This window comes from Methylobacterium isbiliense, from assembly GCF_022179325.1.
Classification (GTDB): Bacteria; Pseudomonadota; Alphaproteobacteria; order Rhizobiales; family Beijerinckiaceae; genus Methylobacterium; species Methylobacterium isbiliense.
In genome coordinates, this window is sequence record NZ_BPQQ01000049.1 from 1 (window position 1) to 18,668 (window position 18,668).

The 18,668-nt window shown below is 66.2% G+C and carries 19 protein-coding genes and 2 pseudogenes; 6 read left to right on the plus strand and 15 right to left on the minus strand.

Annotation, left to right across the window (positions count from 1 at the left end; genetic code table 11):
• Nucleotides 1–223: 223 nt before the first annotated feature.
• Complete coding sequence (locus tag MFF61_RS20665) at nucleotides 224–460, plus strand: hypothetical protein (protein ID WP_238237645.1); 237 nt, start codon at nucleotides 224–226, stop codon at nucleotides 458–460.
• 518 nt (nucleotides 461–978) lie between these two features.
• On the opposite strand, the gene MFF61_RS20670 is transcribed toward MFF61_RS20665, so the two are convergent.
• Entirely contained in the window at nucleotides 979–1,326 is a 348-nt protein-coding gene (locus tag MFF61_RS20670; RefSeq protein WP_238237648.1) for a hypothetical protein, read from the minus strand.
• A gap of 1,533 nt (nucleotides 1,327–2,859) precedes the next feature.
• Here MFF61_RS20670 and MFF61_RS20680 point away from each other — a divergent pair.
• Complete coding sequence (locus MFF61_RS20680) at nucleotides 2,860–3,120, plus strand: hypothetical protein (protein ID WP_238237652.1); 261 nt, start codon at nucleotides 2,860–2,862, stop codon at nucleotides 3,118–3,120.
• Between the two features lie 191 nt (nucleotides 3,121–3,311).
• On the opposite strand, the pseudogene MFF61_RS20685 reads toward MFF61_RS20680, so the two are convergent.
• The 5 genes and pseudogenes from MFF61_RS20685 to MFF61_RS20710 form a co-directional block, all read right to left on the minus strand.
• Nucleotides 3,312–3,599: pseudogene (locus MFF61_RS20685) on the minus strand (DDE-type integrase/transposase/recombinase); the annotation flags it as partial.
• 93 nt (nucleotides 3,600–3,692) lie between these two features.
• Nucleotides 3,693–5,747: an alkaline phosphatase PhoX gene (locus tag MFF61_RS33900; protein ID WP_283206021.1), complete on the minus strand. Its 2,055-nt coding sequence runs from the start codon at nucleotides 5,745–5,747 to the stop codon at nucleotides 3,693–3,695.
• A gap of 135 nt (nucleotides 5,748–5,882) precedes the next feature.
• Nucleotides 5,883–6,197 carry a hypothetical protein gene (locus MFF61_RS20700; RefSeq protein WP_238237655.1) on the minus strand — a complete coding sequence of 105 codons (315 nt, stop codon included), beginning with the start codon at nucleotides 6,195–6,197 and terminating at the stop codon, nucleotides 5,883–5,885.
• A gap of 19 nt (nucleotides 6,198–6,216) precedes the next feature.
• Entirely contained in the window at nucleotides 6,217–6,429 is a 213-nt protein-coding gene (locus MFF61_RS20705) for a hypothetical protein (RefSeq protein WP_238237667.1), read from the minus strand.
• A gap of 5 nt (nucleotides 6,430–6,434) precedes the next feature.
• A complete protein-coding gene (locus MFF61_RS20710; protein WP_238237669.1) occupies nucleotides 6,435–7,004 on the minus strand; it encodes a hypothetical protein in 570 nt (189 codons plus the stop codon).
• Between the two features lie 555 nt (nucleotides 7,005–7,559).
• Here MFF61_RS20710 and MFF61_RS20715 point away from each other — a divergent pair.
• Nucleotides 7,560–8,453: a LysR family transcriptional regulator gene (locus tag MFF61_RS20715; protein WP_238237671.1), complete on the plus strand. Its 894-nt coding sequence runs from the start codon at nucleotides 7,560–7,562 to the stop codon at nucleotides 8,451–8,453.
• On the opposite strand, the gene MFF61_RS20720 is transcribed toward MFF61_RS20715, so the two are convergent.
• The 6 genes from MFF61_RS20720 to MFF61_RS20745 form a co-directional block, all read right to left on the minus strand.
• A complete protein-coding gene (locus MFF61_RS20720; RefSeq protein ID WP_238237819.1) occupies nucleotides 8,421–8,849 on the minus strand; it encodes a DUF2255 family protein in 429 nt (142 codons plus the stop codon). The two genes, MFF61_RS20715 and MFF61_RS20720, sit on opposite strands and share 33 nt — an antisense overlap.
• A gap of 160 nt (nucleotides 8,850–9,009) precedes the next feature.
• Nucleotides 9,010–9,420, minus strand: coding sequence for a putative quinol monooxygenase (locus MFF61_RS20725; protein WP_238237674.1), 411 nt, complete (start codon nucleotides 9,418–9,420; stop codon nucleotides 9,010–9,012).
• A 328-nt stretch (nucleotides 9,421–9,748) separates the two neighbouring features.
• Nucleotides 9,749–10,528 carry a carboxymuconolactone decarboxylase family protein gene (locus tag MFF61_RS20730; protein WP_238237676.1) on the minus strand — a complete coding sequence of 260 codons (780 nt, stop codon included), beginning with the start codon at nucleotides 10,526–10,528 and terminating at the stop codon, nucleotides 9,749–9,751.
• Nucleotides 10,529–10,619: 91 nt separating this feature from the next.
• On the minus strand, nucleotides 10,620–11,381 hold the full coding sequence (locus MFF61_RS20735; RefSeq protein ID WP_238237679.1) for an SDR family NAD(P)-dependent oxidoreductase: 762 nt from the start codon (nucleotides 11,379–11,381) through the stop codon (nucleotides 10,620–10,622).
• A 38-nt stretch (nucleotides 11,382–11,419) separates the two neighbouring features.
• Entirely contained in the window at nucleotides 11,420–11,881 is a 462-nt protein-coding gene (locus MFF61_RS20740) for a (R)-mandelonitrile lyase (RefSeq protein ID WP_373324775.1), read from the minus strand.
• Nucleotides 11,878–12,285: a (R)-mandelonitrile lyase gene (locus MFF61_RS20745; RefSeq protein ID WP_238237681.1), complete on the minus strand. Its 408-nt coding sequence runs from the start codon at nucleotides 12,283–12,285 to the stop codon at nucleotides 11,878–11,880. Before MFF61_RS20745 ends, MFF61_RS20740 begins: the two co-directional genes overlap by 4 nt.
• A 98-nt stretch (nucleotides 12,286–12,383) precedes the next feature.
• On the opposite strand from MFF61_RS20745, the gene MFF61_RS20750 reads away from it, so the two are divergent.
• Nucleotides 12,384–13,277, plus strand: coding sequence for a LysR family transcriptional regulator (locus MFF61_RS20750; RefSeq protein WP_238237684.1), 894 nt, complete (start codon nucleotides 12,384–12,386; stop codon nucleotides 13,275–13,277).
• A gap of 442 nt (nucleotides 13,278–13,719) precedes the next feature.
• The gene (locus tag MFF61_RS20755; protein WP_238237687.1) at nucleotides 13,720–14,349 is read left to right on the plus strand and encodes a tyrosine-type recombinase/integrase; all 630 of its coding nucleotides are present in this window, start codon (nucleotides 13,720–13,722) and stop codon (nucleotides 14,347–14,349) included.
• Between the two features lie 155 nt (nucleotides 14,350–14,504).
• On the opposite strand, the gene MFF61_RS20760 is transcribed toward MFF61_RS20755, so the two are convergent.
• On the minus strand, nucleotides 14,505–15,485 hold the full coding sequence (locus tag MFF61_RS20760; protein ID WP_238237689.1) for an ABC transporter substrate-binding protein: 981 nt from the start codon (nucleotides 15,483–15,485) through the stop codon (nucleotides 14,505–14,507).
• Between the two features lie 685 nt (nucleotides 15,486–16,170).
• Between MFF61_RS20760 and dinB the strand changes: the two genes are divergently transcribed.
• Nucleotides 16,171–17,277 (plus strand): DNA polymerase IV, encoded by a 1,107-nt coding sequence (gene dinB, locus MFF61_RS20765; RefSeq protein WP_238237703.1) that lies wholly within the window; start codon nucleotides 16,171–16,173, stop codon nucleotides 17,275–17,277.
• 45 nt (nucleotides 17,278–17,322) lie between these two features.
• On the opposite strand, the pseudogene MFF61_RS34135 reads toward dinB, so the two are convergent.
• A pseudogene (locus MFF61_RS34135) lies at nucleotides 17,323–17,454 on the minus strand (IS6 family transposase); the annotation flags it as partial.
• Nucleotides 17,455–17,795: 341 nt separating this feature from the next.
• Nucleotides 17,796–17,927 (minus strand): hypothetical protein, encoded by a 132-nt coding sequence (locus MFF61_RS33905; protein WP_283206022.1) that lies wholly within the window; start codon nucleotides 17,925–17,927, stop codon nucleotides 17,796–17,798.
• Between the last annotated feature and the right edge of the window lie 741 nt (nucleotides 17,928–18,668).

Here is an 18,668-nt window from a genome sequence, read left to right on the forward strand (position 1 = left end):
GCCCGTTATGAGACGGGATCTTAGGCGCACATAGACATGGCAAATTGGGCTTTAGTGATCTGGATCATTCACAGGTCGTTAATTTTGTGAGCCGCAACATCATCCCATCAAGCGGCAAACAAAAGCGCTCATAACATCGATTATCTATCATCGATTGGCGTCTAAAACTGCTGCTTGCTGTTCATATCACAGCATCTCAACCGCGCTTCAATGGAGAAATGCCATGTTCAAGAAGATCACGACCGCTGCCGTCCTCGGTGTTGTTGCCTTCACGGCGATGGCCACGGAAAGCTTCGCTCGTCCCTCGCATCGCATGGCGATCTATGACGGGCAGAGCGGCAAGAAGATCTACGACGACGGCCGGCTCGACGGCCGGGCCTGCGCGGTCGGCAAGAAGGCGATCTACAACCCCAACACGGGTCGCTTCATCACTGTACCGGCTGCGAAGTGCAACTTCTGACCTTCCGCCTCTGAAAGTCTGTCTGAGCGCCGGCCGGGCACGCCCCGCGCCGGCGTTCCTTTGCGCGCTGAAGGGGGAGAGGTACGAGCCGGGTGTCACAAGGGAGGGATCCGGCACCCGGCTCGCGGTCCCGCAGCAGGGGCGCATGGACCGTGCGGAACGGGGAGAGCCTCGCACAGCCCACGGGGCGGCTCCCTGACCAAGATCAGGACAGGAGGTGCAGCACGGGCCGGGCTCCTGTTTGCCCGAACGAGAGGTTCAGGCACCCGGCTCGCGGTCCGACGCGATCCAAGCCTGCTACGCGCGGACGCCCCAGTCTCATACCGGCGCGCGATTGCCCTGATCCGTTCATGAGAGATGCGGGTAGCGAGGAGAACGCGTCAGCACGAACGGGCGGCGGTATCACGCGAGAGGGCGTTCGGCACGAGACGGCCCCGCCTCCTCGGGGGGAGACGGGGCCGGTACGCCGAGACAGAGGGGCGCTCGAAGCTTCCGCTCGGCGCATCCGGGATCAGGGATCAGCAGGCTGGGACGCGGCGCCAGCCGACCTGCTCGCCCGAGCGGTCGAACACCGGACGGCGCTCGACGCCGCACTCGCCACCGTAGGCACGGCGGCCTGCGGTGTAGCCGGCCTCGCGGTAGCCGTAGCCGGAGCGGTCGTCGCCGCGGCGATCGTACTCGCGGCGGTCGTAGTCCTCGGCGCGGGCCGCCTTGGAGCCGGCGGCCCCGGCGATCGCGCCTACCGCGGCACCCAGGATGCCCACGGCCACGACCTTGCCGAGGCTGCCGGCCTGGGCGGGAGCCGGGGTGACGGCGGTGGCGAGGGTGAGGGCGGCCACGGCGGCGGTGAGGGTCTTCTTGAACATGACACGGTCTCCTTCGGGGTGAGAGGCGGTGCCAGTTCGAGCGCCCCGCCTTGGTGGTCCGGCCTCGTCGTCTCGGCCGATGACCAAGGCGTACCGGTACCTCGCCCGGAGAACTGTGAGGTGGATCACACAAGCCCTGCGAGCCCCGCTGGCCTGCTCGCGTCCGTGCTCGCCAGCCCCCTCGACCCGAGGAGATCACGGCGCCTCACCCTCGCGGGCGCGGGGCTCGCGTGCCACCCATCGCTCCTCCGCCTCCGCCAGCAGATCGAGCTGCAGCGCCTGCTCCAGCAGGTGCTCGCGGGCTTCGTTGAGGGACAGCCACTCCGCCCGCTCGCGGGCCTTCCGGGCTCACTGCCGGTACTCGGCCGCCTTGTTGGTCGACGGAGTCTGCATGGGCGTCCCGACGCGATGACGATCCGCGATCGGCCTAGCGAACGGCCGAGGTGGGAGCATTCACCCAGGACAGAGGATCGTACCGCCCTGCCCGCCGGATCTGGACGCTGCACACGCGAGCCGGATTGTCTCGCGGCGGGCCGTCACATGGGCCGGGCTGCCGGCCTCACGCATCCTGCGGACAGGGGGTCGAGACCATGTCCGCACTGATCGTGATGCTCGCCGGCGCCGCGGGTGCCCTGGCGCTCGTTGCCGCCGCTCATCCGCGCGCCGAACGCCTCTGGATCCGCAGGGTGCGATGACGAGCGGGCAGCGGCCGGACCGACAGGTACCTGGTCCGGCCGCCGCTTCGCCGATCCGGGTGGACCTGCTCGGCTCACCGGCAGTGTGGCGCGCCGTGGTTAATGCTCGGTGGTGCTCCCGCGCAGCCCACATCTAGTGCACTGACGCGGACGAACGCACCAGGCGCTCGCGCGCTAACGGGCCGACAAGGCACGAGAAATCGCGCTGCGCGCTGTACGTTTTGTTGGCGTCAGTGCACTAGCTTCCCAGACTACTGCTTACGCGAATGAGCTGGCCTCAGGCGTGCCAGAAGCCACACCCGAGCTTCGGGCGGGAGTCATCTCATGCGTTCGCCTCATGCTCCGCTTGTACTAAGGTACGATACATGCACAAGATGCATGCGACATGTCCAAATTTCGAGCTTTCAAGATGTTGCGGTGCAGCGTAGAAAGCATTTGTGAGGTAGTGATTGCCCCATTGCCTCTTTGCCCTCCTCGGGCGTTTCCTCCCAGACTTAGACCGTCCCACAAGGACGGCCTTTTTTGATAACGAGCTAACTGCTACGCTCGGGCATATGGCGGAGTCTACACTGGAAGAGAAGTCGCACGAGGGCATTACCTTCCGGGGTCGCGGCGACGCCTCTCTCGTGCAAGGTCGCATTGTCCTGCACGTCTGCCCCGAATGCTCACAGCGTAATGCACCCACGGTGGCGTCCAGCGGCCGGTGTGCTTGGTGCGCGTACGTTCCCGATCCTGCCGACATCGAACCCACTCGGCCAGCACCGCTCGGCTCGCTCTGAAGCCGTACGCACCGGGGATGGCACGAAGCGGTCCCTCAAGGCATCACGGAAGGACCCCGATGTACGGACCGATGTGGAAGCTCGGCGTAGACATGACCATGCTCGGCTTTGAAGCCCAGACGGTGATCGGCATGCGCCTCGCCAAGATCGCGCTGGGTGGCCCGGCCGCGATGGCGGAAGCGCATCTCATGGTCAGCGAGAAGGTGCTTGCGGCCGGAGAGACCGCCATGCAGATCGCAACGGGCAAATCGCCCGGCCATGTTGTCCATGGCTACCGCCGCAAGGTCCGCGCCAACACGCGACGACTGAGTAAAGGGTAATCCGCGCTACAGGCCGACCGCGATGGCGCTGGTGCATTTTTAGGTGGCGCAGATCCGACTGCGACCCTGCCCCCGGCAGCTTTTGCGACGGTTCCGCTGGCCTCGACGCTTCATGCACCGACACCCTGCCTCAACCGGGGCCTGTCGCAAATTCGATTTCAGGCCGCAGAAGGAGCTGCCCGCCCCTGCTTTTATGCTTTGTTCGCGACGGGAAGCCCGAAGCAGGTGGCGAGCAGCTGGTTCTGCTCCCGCACGGTCCAAGCACCCGCGAACCCGAAGCCTTTGCGCAGCCACGGCATCGCCTCGAAGCCGCAGATCGTGCGCCGGGCCGTGGTGAACGAGCGGAACCCGCCCACCCGCGGCATTGCCCGCTTCACCCGGACGTGGTCGCTCTCGATCCCCTGCTGCAAGTGCTTGGTGACGTGGTGGGTGGGCGTGCGCGGCAGCAGACCCTCCTTGCGACTCTTTCCGCCTGAGGGTCTCGGCCACGCTGGCGAGTAAGCGCCCGTGATCGGACAGAACACGCCCGAGACGGACCGCCCGGAGGTGGATACCTCCGGGCGGGGCCGAGATCAGGCGAAGGTGAAATTCGCCGCCGTGAGGCTCGACGCTTGGACGTTCTGAAGCAGCACCGAGTCCGTCGCGGAGTAGCGGATCAGGGTGTCGGCCCCAACCTGCTGGCTCGCTGCCTGCACGCCCGCGAAAGACGTGACGCCGCCGCCGTTGAAGGCGATCACGTCGCGCTCAGCGCCGGTCACGGCGAAGTCGCGGATCGTGTCCTGGCCGTCCCCCTGCCCGAGGGCGAAGATGTCGGACCCCGCCCCGCCCGTCAGGAAGTCGTTGCCTGCGTTGCCGAACAGGAGGTCGCTGCCCTCCTCGCCGAACAGGGCGTCGTTGCCCAGGCCGCCGGTCAGGTAGTCGTTGCCGCTGCCGGCACCCAGGAAGTCGTCGCCCTCCTCGCCGTACAGGGCATCGTTGCCGGCGCTGCCGAACAGCGTGTCGTTGCCGAGGTAGCCCCGCACCTGATCGTTGCCGAGGCCGCCATCCACGCGGTCGTCGCCGGCATCGCCGAACAGTGTGTCATTGCCCGCGCCGCCAGCGATGGAGTCGTTGTCCTGCAGGCCCGACAGGTAGTCGTTGCCGCCGCCGCCCGTGATGGTGTCGTTGCCTTCCCGGCCCCAGATCAGATCGGCGATCTGGCTGCCGGCGAGGCTGTCAGCCCCGGACGTTCCCTCGATCGAGCGGTCGATCGTCATCAGGTCGAGCTGTCCGCCCTCGACGATCTCGGTCTCGCCGAAGGGATAGTGCGCCTGCACGTCGAGCAGGAAGGCCTGCCGGCCCGGACCGCCGAACAGGGTGCTGACATCCAGGATACCCGAGGATTCCTCGTCCTGGGTGAAGGGTGGGGTCAGGCCCGAGAAGCGCGCCGGGTCGTGCTCGGCGAGCTGGGTCAGGCTGCGGGTCGCCGGGTCGTACTGCCACACCTTCGAGAGGCGCGCGTTGCTGCCCGGATCCTCCTGGATGTAGACCTTGCCGTCCGCGTCGACGGTCATGTTGTCGAACATGACCTGGCCTTCGAGGCCGGTGAGCACCTGCTTGACTACACCGCCGAGTTCCGGCCGCCCCGCATCCGTGAATTCAAGCGCCCACAAGCGCGACGGGCTCGTCGCGCCATTCGTCGTCACGAAGTAGAAGCGGTTCGGGTTGGTCGGATCCCAGGCGCCGTCCTCGGGCCGCAGGAACTCGGTCACGCCCTCGGCGGCGCTCTCGGCCTGCAGCTGAGCCCCGGTCAGGCGCGAGGCGTCGCCGTTCGGCCCCATCTCCTGCAGCGCGAAAGCGGTGCCGGCCGCCGCGACCGCAGTCGCGTTAGTTTCCAGAGCGAAGGCCGGAACGCGGATGCCGTAGAGCTTGCCGTTGGTCAGGCCGGCCTTCTCGATCTCATTGCCGGTCGCCTGCTTGTCGCCGACATAGAGGTAGAGCTGGCCCGGCGTCGCGTCGTCGGTGCCGATCGTCACCGTCTTCGTTCCGGTGAAGGGGTTCGCGACCGAGTTCTCCCAGGAGAACTTGCCGAGCTTTGGCAACTCGTAGACGCGCCCGGCCTCGGGGCCGTTCACGATCCACGCGAAGGCACGGCCCTCGGCGCCAGTCTCCTCGCCATTCATGAAGATGCGGGTCTGCGTGCCGAGCCCGCTCGCGGCGTCGTAGAAGGCCGAGACCTCCGGCAGGTCGGCCGAGCACAGTCGCGCGAAGGCGGTCGTGCCCTGCACATAGGCGCCGGTCGCGGCGTTGTAGGTGAAGACCGTCTGCCCGAGGTCGCTCGCCGAAGTCACGCGCAAGGTCGACTTATCAACGACGAGGCGGGAGACGAACGCGCCGGCCGATCCGTGTGCTCGGGTAACGCCGGCCGTCGGGCCGATCTCGTGGTTCATCAGCACTGTGACGGTGCCGTCGCCGTTGTCGACGGCGCCTAGGCCGTCCGGCACGCCGACCATCCGGTAGGGCGCGCCGCCCGTGCGGGTCGAGCCCGCGACCGCGTCGCCCGCGCTCAGGATGGAGGTGAAGCTGACGTCGCTGTTAGTGGGAACGAGATAGGGCGACTGCGTCGTCGATGGCCCGGTGGCGTTCATGACAAGGGTCTCGGGTCACCACCCCCTCGGTGGCACCCGGGAGATGGCAGATCGGATATGACAGTTTAATGATAGTAATTCTAATGCTCCGGCGCACCTCCTGACCGGTCGCCGGCCATTCCATCGCGAATTGGTTCAACCCTCGACATTCAGCGCCACCAGCTCGGAGCGGCGGAAGGCGGCCGCGAAGCCGAGCGTCGGCAGCGGGCGACCCCGCTTACCCGTGAGGGTCTGCGGCGTGTGCATCAGCATGGCTGCCACGACATCGACGGTGGCCGCGGCCTTGCGGGTCGGCGCCGTCCCGGTCTTGCGCCGGATGCCGTTCACGGCCGCGCGCACGCCCTCGTCCTCGGTTGGGTCCTGCGCGCCGACGAGCTTGTGCGCGTAGCGGATGGCGGCGCAGCGCCGACCGATGGTGGAAGCAGCCCGTCCGGCCTCGGCGTCCGCCACCAGGAAGGCCGCGACCGCCTCAGGGCTGGCCGGCAGCGATCGGAAGCCGTAGCGGGGCGCACCACGCTCCGAACGCCTCGGCGTCGGCCCGGTAGGCCCGCACGGTCGCGTCGGCCTTGCTGGCGCGCTGGTACGCCTGGACGAGGGCGGCAGCCTCGACCGGTAGGGCGCCAGCCTCCCCCAATTCAGGGAGCGGCATGGGGGATGGCAGCGCGAGACGGTCAGGTACCATCAGCTTCACCCTAACGTTGGCTTGTCGTCCAAGCGGAGGGCGAGCAGCTGCAAAATGTGCTCACGCTGATCGTCCTCCTTCGCGGCAGAGGCGGCGAGGTCTCTCAGCCGCCTAGCGATGCGGGCCAGAAGCGCTGGACCCTGGCCATCTGGCATGGTGTCGGCGTGCTGCTTCACGATCTGCGCCCACTCCAAGACGCGGTCAGTTGGCTCGGAAGCCGGTACCATCCTCATCGCACTCGCGATCGTGTGCGCCTCACGGACGTACCGCGCCACGAGGCTGTCGACGTCCGACATCCTGCCGTCCAGAACTCGAACAGACGCGCTCTGTGGTCTCGATGCAGCGTTCGGAATGGCCTCGCTGCGTCCGGCCTGCCGGGACAGCTGCTCACGCCAGTTTGCGGGTAAATCAGCCCCCTTCAGCCGCATTCGGGCTTCGACGGCGGCCAGCACCTTCTGCCAGTGCTCGGCCGAGAGCTTGGGGAGATCGCGCCCCAGGCCGAGGTTGGCGGCTGCGCTCTCGGCGACCGCGCACCATTCCGACGGCAGGAGAGGCGGTTCAGCAGCACCCGACATACTGCCTCCAAAACCATCGAGAAGAACGCTTGTCGAAGGTTACGAGGGCTCATAGCGGCCGCCAAGGCGGCCCACGGCGCCGGTCCTCCCTCGCACCGACAAGCGCAGGGGTGGCACGGCATCGTTGGTTCCATACGCCGACCTTATGCAACTGTGCGCTGTGCGAGCGGGTATGGTCGTTGGCCGCCGGCGGGTCCGCTGTCGGGTGAAGAGCGGCCATTCTCATGGCCGTCGTTGAAGGTCCGGAAGTGGCGCATTGCCGAATCAGCTGAACGCGAACTCCTGACCCTTTCCGGACCTTCCTCCTTGCTCGATTGAATGTCGGCTCTGGAGCAGGAAGCAGACTTGGTGGCGGTGGTCATCGGATCAGCGGGTTCAGGCACATTGACGACCATGACCGCACGGCCCCCAAGAGCAGCGGCAGGCTTCGTCGCGGCTCCGGTCGGAGCTGCACCCGTCGACGCTAGCCCCGCCCATATGGGAATGAGTCCAAGGCCTGCCTGGCGACCCGACCAGGCGCTAAATTCCAGTTCGGACTATGCCGCAGGGTTGTGAATGCTGCGCGAGAACCTGAACGACCTCGTCGTCCTCGTGACGGTTGCTCGTGAGGGCAGCTTCACCCGAGCTGCCGCTAAGTTAGGAGTGACCCAGCCGGTGTTGAGCCGCGCCCTGAGCGGCCTTGAAAAGCGCCTGGGCGTCCAGCTCCTGACCCGCACCACTCGCGCCGTCGTGCCGACCGAGGCGGGCGAGCGCCTTCTACGGAGCGTGGGCCCGCACCTGGAGGGCGTTGAGGACGACCTCTCAGCACTCACCGCACTTCGGGAGAAGCCTGCGGGGACGATCCGGATCACGGCGGGCGAGCACGCGGCCGCCTCCATCCTCTGGCCGGCCCTCGAGAGGCTGCTGCCCGACTACCCCGACATCGCCGTCGACGTGATCACCGAGAACGCCCTGACCAATATTGTCTCGGAACGTTTCGATGCCGGGGTCCGCATGGGCGACCAAGTCGAGAAGGACATGGTCGCGGTGAGCATCGGGCCCGAGATGCGCATGGCCATCGTGGCGACGCCCGCCTACTTCGCGAAGCACCGGCGGCCGCGCGCACCGCAGGACCTGACCGCTCACCGGTGCATCAACCTGCACCTCTCCAGCTATGGGGGCCGCTACGCCTGGGAGTTCGAGAAGGACGGGCGCGAGTTCAGGGTCCGGGTGGAAGGTCCCCTCGCGTTCAGCAGCGTGTTCCTGGCCAGGAAGGCGGCCCTGGCCGGTCTCGGCATCGCCTGCATGCCCGACGACATCGTCCGGGAGGACATCGCCGAGGGCCGGCTCGTACGAGTGCTCGCCGACTGGTGCGCGCCCTTCGCGGGCTACCACCTGTACTACCCGAGCCGGCGTCAGCCCACGCCCGCCTTCGCCCTACTGGTCGATGTCCTGCGCCACAACGGCTGAGGGAACTGGCGGGAGGTCAGGGGGCGACGTCGTGGGGACGACCTTGACGGTCGCCCCGCGGGCACGGGAGCCGATCATCGGCTCAAGGTACCGGCTGCCCCGGTACTTGGCGCGACAGGCGTCATCGATGCGGTCGTTGATCGGGCCCTCGACCGGCTCGAAGCGAACCTCGGTCGTCCGACCGGCAGCGATGATGCGCCCGCCCTTCTGCCGGATTGCCGCCTGGTACCAGCGGGAGCTGCGCCCGTTATAGGCGCGAACGTAGAGGGCACAGTCAACCGCGACGCACCAGATCCAGGTCGGTGTCCCGTAGGTCATGCCGTCCTCGCTGGACGGGGAGACCTTCAGGTCGTCGGCCTCGATGATCTTCCGGAGCTCGTCGGTGGACCAAGTCATGGCGGGACACTCTCGGATCAACTCGCCTCGTTGCTGGGTCGTGGGAGCGGCTCCGGCAAGACCGGAGGCGGCGATGGCGGCCGTCATCGCGAGCGCCACGGCCGCACCGCGTCGTCGGCGCGCCAGCCCTCGGGCGCCCGCCGGGCGCGACCGGTGCGGGTCATCGGGTGCGGTATCCATCAGCCTTGGTCCCGAGCGCGAGCGGTGTCGTATCAAAGAGCTTCAGCGACCTGACCATGCCCTCGGTCTCGGCCTTGAACTTCCTGAAGTGCGGCGTTTCCAGGTGCGTGGCGTAGGCGGCGATGTCCCTGTAGATCTCGAAGACGCGGACCTGGGCCGGATCATCCTTCAACGACACGGCCTGGAGCGCCAGGACGCCGGGTTCCAGACGGATGGACGCCTCGATCTCCTCGCTCACCGAAGCCTTGAACCGGTCGAGCTGGGCCGGGTCGACCTCCAACTCGGCGAGCCGCACGTAGGGGCCCGGGGCCTCGCCGGCGACCGGAGCCCCGGCCAGGACCAGCCCAGCCAGCAGGGATGCCGCGAGGAACGCAAGCGTCCTCCACTGCATGATGCGTCTCATCGAGAGACGGTCTCGATGGTGGTTTCAGCATGCCAGCCGCGCTCCGAGCAGCGGCAGGCCGGCAGGCCGCCCATCCACGGACGGTCAGCGCGGCGGCGAACTGGCTTCCGGTGACCAGCCCTACAATGACAGGCCCGAAGCCGAGGCTGGCGGGACGTGAAGCGGCAGCATCGGCCTCGCGCCGCCGATCGCCACGAAGGCCACGAACACCGACCCATGATGCGCAGGAGTGCCAACAGGATCATGGAACGGCCCGCCGCTGCCGAGCCCATGATCCCGGCGGGCATCGCTCGTTTCGTCATGGCAGGCCGGCGGCTTACTTGGGGCGCCCATCGAACACGCCCTTGGCGACGGGCACGGCCGAGAACGCGTTCGGCCAGCCGGCATAGTAGGCGAGGTGCGAGATGACTTCCTGCACCCCCTCCCTGGTCAGCCCGTTATCCATGGCCCGATTGAGATGGTAGGGAATCTGCGCGACTTGGGCCCCCGCAATCAGGGCGCTCACCGTCACGAGGCTGCGGTCGCGCGGCGCGAGGCCCGGGCGAAGCCACAGGTCCTTGAACAGGACGTCGCCCGTGTCCTTCACCAGCCCCGGCGAAACCGGACCGGCGCTCTCCTGCACCCGCGCCGCGCGCTCCGCCTCGACCTTCTGGTCGAGTGGCATGAGCGGGGGCGAGGCCGGCGGGAGCTGGTCGGGCTTGATGCCGCGCTGGGCGAAGACGTCCCTGGCCGGACCGATGGCCGCGAAGGCGTTCGCCCACCCCGCGTAGAACGCGAGGTGCGTGATGAGTTCGGAGACCTCGGCCGGTTTCACGCCGTTATCCAGCGCCCGACCGATGTAGGAGTGCAGCGGCAAGCCCTGGTTGCGGGCGATCAGCACGGCGAGGGTCACGATGCTGCGGTCGCGCCGCGACAGGCCTGGCCGGTTCCAGACGTCGCCGTAGAGGGTCTCCTGGGTGTAGCGCTCCAGGGCGGGCGCGACGCTGCGGACGTCCTCCGACGAGAGCCTGCGAAGCGCGACGTCGGGCTGCTGCGCCTCGGCCGAGGCGCTCGCCATCAGGGCGAAGGACGCGAAGGTGGCGGCGAGGTTCTTCATCTCCGGCTCCTGTCGTGAGATGTCGACCGGTCGGCCCATTGCTGCCGTCCGGTCCGTCCGGCTTGAACAGCCGGACGGGTTCGGGGAAGCTTCACTGGGCGGTGTAGCCGCCGTCGACCGGTAGGGCTGCGCCGATGATGAAGCTTGCGGCGTCGCTGCAGAGGAACAGCACTGCCGCGGCGACCTCCTCGGGCCGACCGAGCCGCTTGTTGGGCTGCTTGGCCATGATCACGTCCATGGCCTCGGGCTGCTCCTTGAGCATCCTGGCCACCATCGGCGTGTCGATGGTCCCGGGGCAGACCGCGTTCAGGCGGATGCCGCGCGCCGCGCTCTCCAGGGCCGCGCTCTGGGTCATCCCGATCACGCCGTACTTGGTGGCGTGATAGGCGGCGAGGCCCGGGTTGCCGATGAGCCCGCCGATCGACGAGCAGTTCACGATGGCACCGCTACCCTGCCCCTGCATCTGCCGCAGCTCGGCCTGCATGCAGTTCCAGACGCCGCGCAGGTTGACCGCCATCACGCGCTCGTAGTCGGCGCCCGGCACGTCGACGACGTCGTTGGCCGGGATCTGGATGCCGGCATTGTTGAAGGCGGCATCCAGGCGGCCGAACGTTTCGACTGCGCGCCGGACCATGGCGGCGACCTCGGCCTCGTCCGAGACGTCACAGCGCACGCCGAGCACCTTGCGGCCATCGCCCTCCAGGCCGGCGACGGCCGTGCCGAGGGCGTCCTCGTCGCGATCGGCCAGGACCACCGCCGCGCCCGCATCGGCGAACAGCCTGGCGGTTGCCAGGCCCATGCCCATGGCCGCCCCGGTCACCAGGGCGACCTTGTTGTCGAACGACAGGTTCATCGTGGTTCCGTTCCCGTTGAGACGAGCGGGGCTCCGACCTAGCGGCCGTACTGCTCGTCGCTGACCTTCTCCATCCACTCGACGTTCCGGCCGTCGACGCTCTCCTGGATGGCGGTGTGGCTCATGCCGGTGGTGGCGGTGGCGCCGTGCCAGTGCTTCACGCCGGGGGGCGTCCAGACCACGTCGCCAGGCTTGATCTCGCGCTTCCGGCCGTTCCACTCCTGCACCCAGCCGGTACCCGAGGTGACGATCAGGACCTGTCCCGCCGGGTGGGTGTGCCAGGCGGAGCGCGCGCCGGGCTCGAAGGTCACCTGCCCGGCCGAGATGCGGCCCTGCTCGGGCGCGGTGAAGAGCGGGTCGACCCGGACGGCACCGGTGAAGTTCGCCTCCGGCCCCTTCACGGAAGGTCGGGAGCCGTTCGGGAAGACCTGCATGCCCTCCGCCGCGGCCGACCCGGCGAGGAGGGCGAAGGTAAGCGTCGTGGCAGCGAGGCGCGTCATCGTCCGTCCCCCGCGGCGTACTGCTCGTCGGTGACCCGCTCCAGCCGGTCGGCGGCGGAGCCGTCGCGCTTCTCCTGCACGGCAATGTGGCTCATGCCCATTGCGGGCTCGGCGCTCTGCCAGTGCTTCTCGCCGGACTCGAACCTGACGACGTCGCCCAGCCGGATCTCCTCCACGAGTCTGCCCTCGCGCTGGACCCGGCCGCAGCCCGCGGTGACGATCAGGGTCTGGCCGAGCGGGTGCGTGTGCCAGTTCGTCCGGGCGCCCCGCTCGAAGGTGTTGAGCGCGCCGGAGACCCTGGCCGGCTCGGGCGGGCCGAACAGCGGGTCGATGCCAACCGCTCCAGTGAACCAGTTCGCCGGGCCCTTGCCGGGCGGCTGGGAACCGGCACGCTTGATTTCCATCACCGAACTCCTGCGAAGGACGTGGCCCCAAACTAGCCGGGCGACGGCACTGCGATTAGATGGTGAAATGCACATGAGGCTATGCCCTGGACTTATGAATGGCGCGGGAGAACCTGAACGACCTGCTTGCCTTCGTGGCGATCGCCCGGGAGCGCAGCTTTACCCGCGCGGCCGCGCAGCTCGGCCTGTCGCAATCCGCGCTCAGCCAGACCATCCGCGGGCTTGAGGCCCGCCTGGGCCTGAGGCTGCTCACCCGCACCACGCGCAGCGTCGCCCCGACCGAAGCCGGCGAGCGGCTCATGCGGTCCATCGGGCCCCGGTTCGCGGAGATCGAGGCCGGCCTGCTCGCGGTGACCGAGCTTCGGGAGAAGCCCGCCGGCACCGTCCGGATCAATGCGGACGAGCACGCGGTCGACGCGGTGCTGTGGCCGGCGCTGCGAAAGGTGCTGCCCGACTACCCGGACATCCGGGTGGAGTTGGTCACCGACTTCGGCCTGACTGACATCGTGGCCGGGCGCTTCGACGCAGGGGTGCGGCTCGGCGAGGTGGTGGCCAAAGACATGGTCGCGGTGCCCATCGGCCCAGACATGCGCATGGCGGCGGTCGGCGCGCCGGCTTACTTCGCGCGCCGGCCACTGCCGCGCACCCCGCAGGACCTGACGGGCCACACCTGCATCAACCTGCGCCTGCCGACTCATGGCGGCCTCTACGCCTGGGAGTTCGAGGAGGCGGGCCGAGAGATCCGGGTGCGGGTCGAGGGTCAGGTGGTGTTCAACACCGTCAGCATGATCCTGCGGGCGGCGTTAGACGGGTTCGGCATCGCCTACCTGCCTCAGGACCAAGTGCAGCCTTATCTGGACCGCGGGGACCTCACGTGGGTGCTGGCGGACTGGAGCCCGCCGTTCCCGGGTTATCACCTGTACTACCCAGGCCGTCGCCAGCACTCACCCGCCTTCGAGGTCGTGGTTGAGGCTCTGCGCTTTCGATCCTGATGCACGAAGGCTCCCCGACAGGCGCGCTCGCACGAGGACCTTGTGACCTTCCGGCTCGACCATTCCGTGCAGTGGCAGCTTGCGAAAATGGAGCGCATTCCGGCGTCTATGGCCGAAAGTCCGGAAGTGGCGGATTGTGTTGAAAAACTCAGAGGCGGCGCCTGCTGCCTCGTCCTGACGAAACTTCCTCTCTTTCCGACGTCGTACACTTCCTTCTGAGCCAATCCACGCGAGCAAGATCGGAAGATTTTCTCTGCACGGGCTGGTACAGAGCATCGCTTCTGTTGCAGTCTGAGTTTTTTAGCACAATCAGTCGCAAGCGGCGGTTCAGGCTCCGCGAGCCCAAGGGCGGCTTCTGGCGCGTTGCTGCTGGGTGCGCGTAGCTACCCTGGCCGGCAGCGGCGTGCCGCCGTCGACGAGTTCCGCATCTTCGGAGCTCGCCATGTCAGACACCACAACCACATCAGCCAATACCCGTGCGCCCTGGAACCGCGGCCGCATCGTCGGCCCCAAGCCGCCCCTCAAGCCCAAGCACATCTGGGCCCTACGAACGCGCCTGCAACTCGCCAACCGCACGCGCGACCTCGCGCTCTTCAACCTCGCCGTGGACAGCAAGCTGCGCGGCTGCGATCTCGTTCGGCTGCGCGTGACCGATGTTCATCTCGGCGACGCCGTGCGGCTGCGGTCGACGGTCTCGCAGCAGAAGACAGGCAGGCCTGTGCCGTTCGAGATCACCGAGCCGACGCGTGAGGCTCTCACAGCTTGGCTGGCCGCCCGCAGCTTGAGAGCGGGCGACTGGCTGTTCCCGAGCCGCAGCCGCCGCGGCCGGCACCTCACGACGCGCCAGTACAGCCGGTTGGTCGACAGCTGGGTGGCGCTGATCGGCCTCGACCCGTCCGCCTACGGCACGCACAGCCTGCGCCGCACGAAGGTGGCGCTGGTCTACAAGCGGACGGGCAACATTCGAGCCTGCCAGTTGCTGCTCGGTCACACGAAGCTGGAGAGCACGGTGCGATATCTCGGCATCGAAGTGGATGACGCCCTCGTCCTGTCCGAGCAGACTGAGATCTGAAATGGGCGCCGCGGTCACACTCGCCGCGGCGCTCACGAAGAGTGGTGGCTACATGCCCCCGACTGACCCGAAGCGGACGTTTGAGCCGCACCCGACGAAGGACCGCTCGGGGTGGAAAGCGGTCGGTGCTGTCCCGCACCAGGCCGTACGATGCCTCAATCGATGATCTCGTCGACTTGAGCGATGAACGCATCCGGAACGTCCAAGCCGAGCGCAGCTGCAGTCTTCATATTCAGTACAAGCTCGATCCGGGTCGGCTGTTCTATCGGGATATCGCCGGGTTTATCGCCCTTCAAGATCTTGTCAACGAAGGCTCCTACACGGCGGAACTGGGCCGCAGAGTTTGCGCCATAAGAGATCAGGCACCCATCCTTGACCATAACGGAGGTTGCGACCATGGTGGCAACCCCATGAAATATGGCCAAGCGCGCGATCCGTTTGCGTTCGTTAAAGAACAAAGGATCCTGCATAAAAATTGCGCCTCTGATGTCATTCCGTGCGGCAGCGGCAAGCGCTCCGTCAAGGTCTTCGGGGTCCTTGATCTCAATCACATCGACGGTGACGTTTGTGAGAATGCCGGCAGCCCGGGTTTGATTGGCCACTGAGTGGCTCAAGGCTGCATCCTTTGCGTTCACGAACAGGATCACCCGCCGACAGTTAGGGACCAGTGCCTGCAGATACTCGATGCGTTTCGAGCTAAGGTCGACCGAGACGGTAGACTGCCCAGTAAGGTTGCCGCCAGGACGCGACAGGCTTCGGGCGGAACCCCGTTCGACTGGATTAGGAACGAGGAGAAACACAATCGGCACCGTCTCTGTCGCGCGTTGGGCGGCGGCGGCAGCTGGACTGGTGACGGCGACGATAATGTCGACCCTGCTCTCCACAAGCTTCGCAGCGTTGATAGCGAAGCGCTCGTACTGTTCAGCCGCGTAAGTCTCGATCAGCTCATAGTGTTTACCTTCGATGTAGCCGAAATCCGCCAATCCCTTCCGTATGGGGTCAGCGAAAATCACCTCCTCTTCGGGCGTTGCGTGCCACAGCACTCCAATCCTTTTGATCGTCCGCGTCTGAGCAAGCCCTTTCGGAGTTGGCGCCAATCCAAAAATCGCCGAAAGTATAAGTCGCCGTCGGTCCATGGCCATCGTCTCCCCTAGTCGGTGAGGTGATTGACGACGATCTGTACGGGTGCGGTGATTTGTCTATGAATGAATGCGTTGCTATGGCTGATGCATTAATAAGCTGATGCTGGCATTCCCCCGCTTTTCCATAAGCCTGATGAGATCTTGCAGGCTAAGGCAGGCCGGCACAGGCTCCACGAAGGTAATCTATCTGAAAATCAGGAACTCGAAAACGATCGCGACTAAGAATTCGTCTTAGGCATTGCACAGCGCCGCTTCGGGTCGAAAGCGGCGGTTCAGGCTCCGCGAGCCCAAGGGCGGCTTCTGGCGCTAAGCGGAAGGCCTCGATGGCCGCGAGAGCGGAGTTCTCTAGCCGTCGCACCGGCCGACCAGCTCTGACGGCCCTCCCCTCCCCCGCAGCCCATCGAGACGCTCACGGGGTCTCCCGAGAGTTCCCGGAAGTCCACCGTCCAAGAACCGTTCCTGCAGGAACGGTGGATTGAGCTAAGTGATGGTGAGCGCTCTGGGATTCGAACCCAGGACCTACAGATTAAATGTTTGGTGCCATCGTCCGCCTGCGTGGGCCACGTCCGCGCAACCGTGAGACGCGAAAGCGGTGGAGGCCGGCGCTCAGTAGCTTGACCGAAACGGCCGAGATGCGAACAAAGAGAGAACTTGTTGCGATGCGCTGATCCTTGAAATCATGCCTCACCCGATTGGCTCCAGCGACGCGCCTCTGCCGGTGGTGCGCAAGATCATCCACATCGACATGGATGCCTTCTATGCCTCCGTCGAGCAGCGCGCCGACCCGAGCCTGCGTGGCAAGCCCATTGCCGTCGGTGGCTCGCGCGAGCGTGGCGTTGTCATGGCGGCAAGCTACGAGGCCCGTGCCTTCGGCATCCGCTCGGCCATGCCGTCCGCCACTGCACGCCGCCTATGTGCCGACCTCGTATTCGTTCGCCCGCGCTTCGAGGTATATAAGGCGATCTCGGCCGAGATCAGGGCGGTGTTCGAGGAGCATACGCCGATCATCGAGCCCGTCGCGCTCGACGAAGCTTACCTTGACGTCACCGAGAACCGCAAAAGGCTGCCGACCGCGACGGAAGTGGCCCGCGACATCCGCGCGACGATCCTGGCTCGCACCGGGCTCGTGGCCTCGGCCGGCGTCTCGTACAACAAGTTTTTGGCCAAGGTCGCCTCCGACCACAAGAAGCCCGACGCGCTGTTCGTGATCACGCCAGCGATGGGACCGGGGTTCGTCGAGACGCTGGCCATCGGCCGCTTCCATGGCGTCGGCCCGGTGACCGAGGCGAAGATGAAGCGGCTTGGCATCCACACCGGAGGCGACCTCAAGGCCCGCTCCCTGGAGGACTTGCGGGCGGCCTTTGGCAGCGCGGCCGAGTACTATCACAGGGTAGCGCGGGGCATCGACGAGCGGCCGGTGCGGGCGCACCGCGAGCGCAAGTCCATCGGGGCTGAGACGACCTTCGCCGAGGACACAGCCGAGTTCGCGGCGTTGGCCGAACGTCTGCAGCCGCTGATCGACAAGGTGTGGACGACGGCGAGGGCGAAGGAGGTGAGCGCGCGGACGGTGACGCTAAAGCTGAAGTTCTCGGACTTCGCGCAGATCACGCGGGCGCGGTCGCTCGGCGCGCCGGTGCTGGACCGCACAGCCCTGGCAGCGATCAGCCTCGGGCTGCTGCGCGATGCCTTCCCGCTGCGGCGCAGTGTGCGTCTCATCGGGGTTGCGCTCTCATCGCTTGAGCTAACCGGGGATCAGGGCCCGCGCCAGCTCGGCCTCGCCGTCTGATGTCATTGACGCAAGCGTGGTTGGCAGCAGATCACGAGCCGCTCCCCGCCGGACACCCTCGGAGGCGACGCCACTCCCGCGCTCGGCCGGGAGTTCCTCCACGTCGCGGTCGCTGAGCGTGAAGCGAAGGCGGAGCCAGACGGCGCGGCGGACGATCTCGGGTGGGAACTGGTGCAGGGTGTCGGAGACCGGCTGGGAGGCCCCTGCCCTATCCCGGCTCAAGCCCGTTTGCCCCTGCTTCGCGCGACAATGCAAGCAGCGTCATTCAAGACGTGCAGCTCAGAAGTGTTTGTCGAAGCCAACCACTGATCGTCAGCACTCATTTCTCTGGAGTGCTAAGATGCTTTGCAAAGAGGCGGAGATCTATCAAGATCGCCAGGTGTACGCGCCGTCGTCAAGCAGCCACGTGGCCGTAGAGTTGGACAACCGCGCATCTACGGGCGGAGAGTGGTACCTCCCTCGACGCAGCCGTCGAGAGCCATCAGGTGCGTGCCGCACGCGCGAGGTGGGTGCTTGGCCTATTTCTGCTTGGCTGAATTCACGGCAGCGCTGACCACGTCCTTCGTCGATGGTGCTGCTGCAAGGACCTTGGGCGCCTGCTTCTTCGACTTCTTGGCTTCGCGATTACCGCGCTTCTTTTCCGAGGCCATGGTCAACCTCCTCGTACAGCCAAGCGATCATAGCATAGTTTGCCAAACTATAGGACGGAAATTTTCAAGCCCGTGAAAGCTGGCCTCATTGGAGGCGGAGGGTGACCGCTCTTACGGGAACTTAATAGTGATTGTCGATCTTCTTCCGGCAAGCACCAGGTCGACGACGTGTATTCCTCGTGCGGGTTACCGAGCAGGTTCGTCCCGACTACAGATTGGATTTTCAGGCGCAGCCACGTGAGCGTACTGCGAAGAATCAACAGGTGCTTTGGGCAGAGCTCGATCGAGCTCTCGCATGATCCAGCGCTTGAGCCGAAGCTTTTGAGACCGCGTCATCGCCGCCTCCTGTAAGAGGCTCAATGATCAGATCTGATAGTTAACAAACCGTTAACTAGCTTAGCATTGTTGGAAGCGGAGCTGGTTTCTGCCTAACTTATTGCTGAGCTTATTTGCATAAGCAGGTGCGCTGGTGACCTACCTGCGATCCGGCTGAGGTCTGGTCCGTTTCGTTCGTAACTGGGAGATCCGAGTGCGATGAATTGAGCCCACCACTTCGGACCTCGCGAACTCGAGAACAACGCGGGCCAACCCGCTCTGAACCCTCCAGCGGAGTTGGCAGTCTGCTGCCCGGCCTCCTTGCTGTTCGAACTGATCCACGTCGTATGGAAGAAAGCGTGAGCAGCAGTCAGCTTCGCGAAGGCGTTGGTGTAGCTCTTGCCTTCGATGCGCAGGCTGCATGCT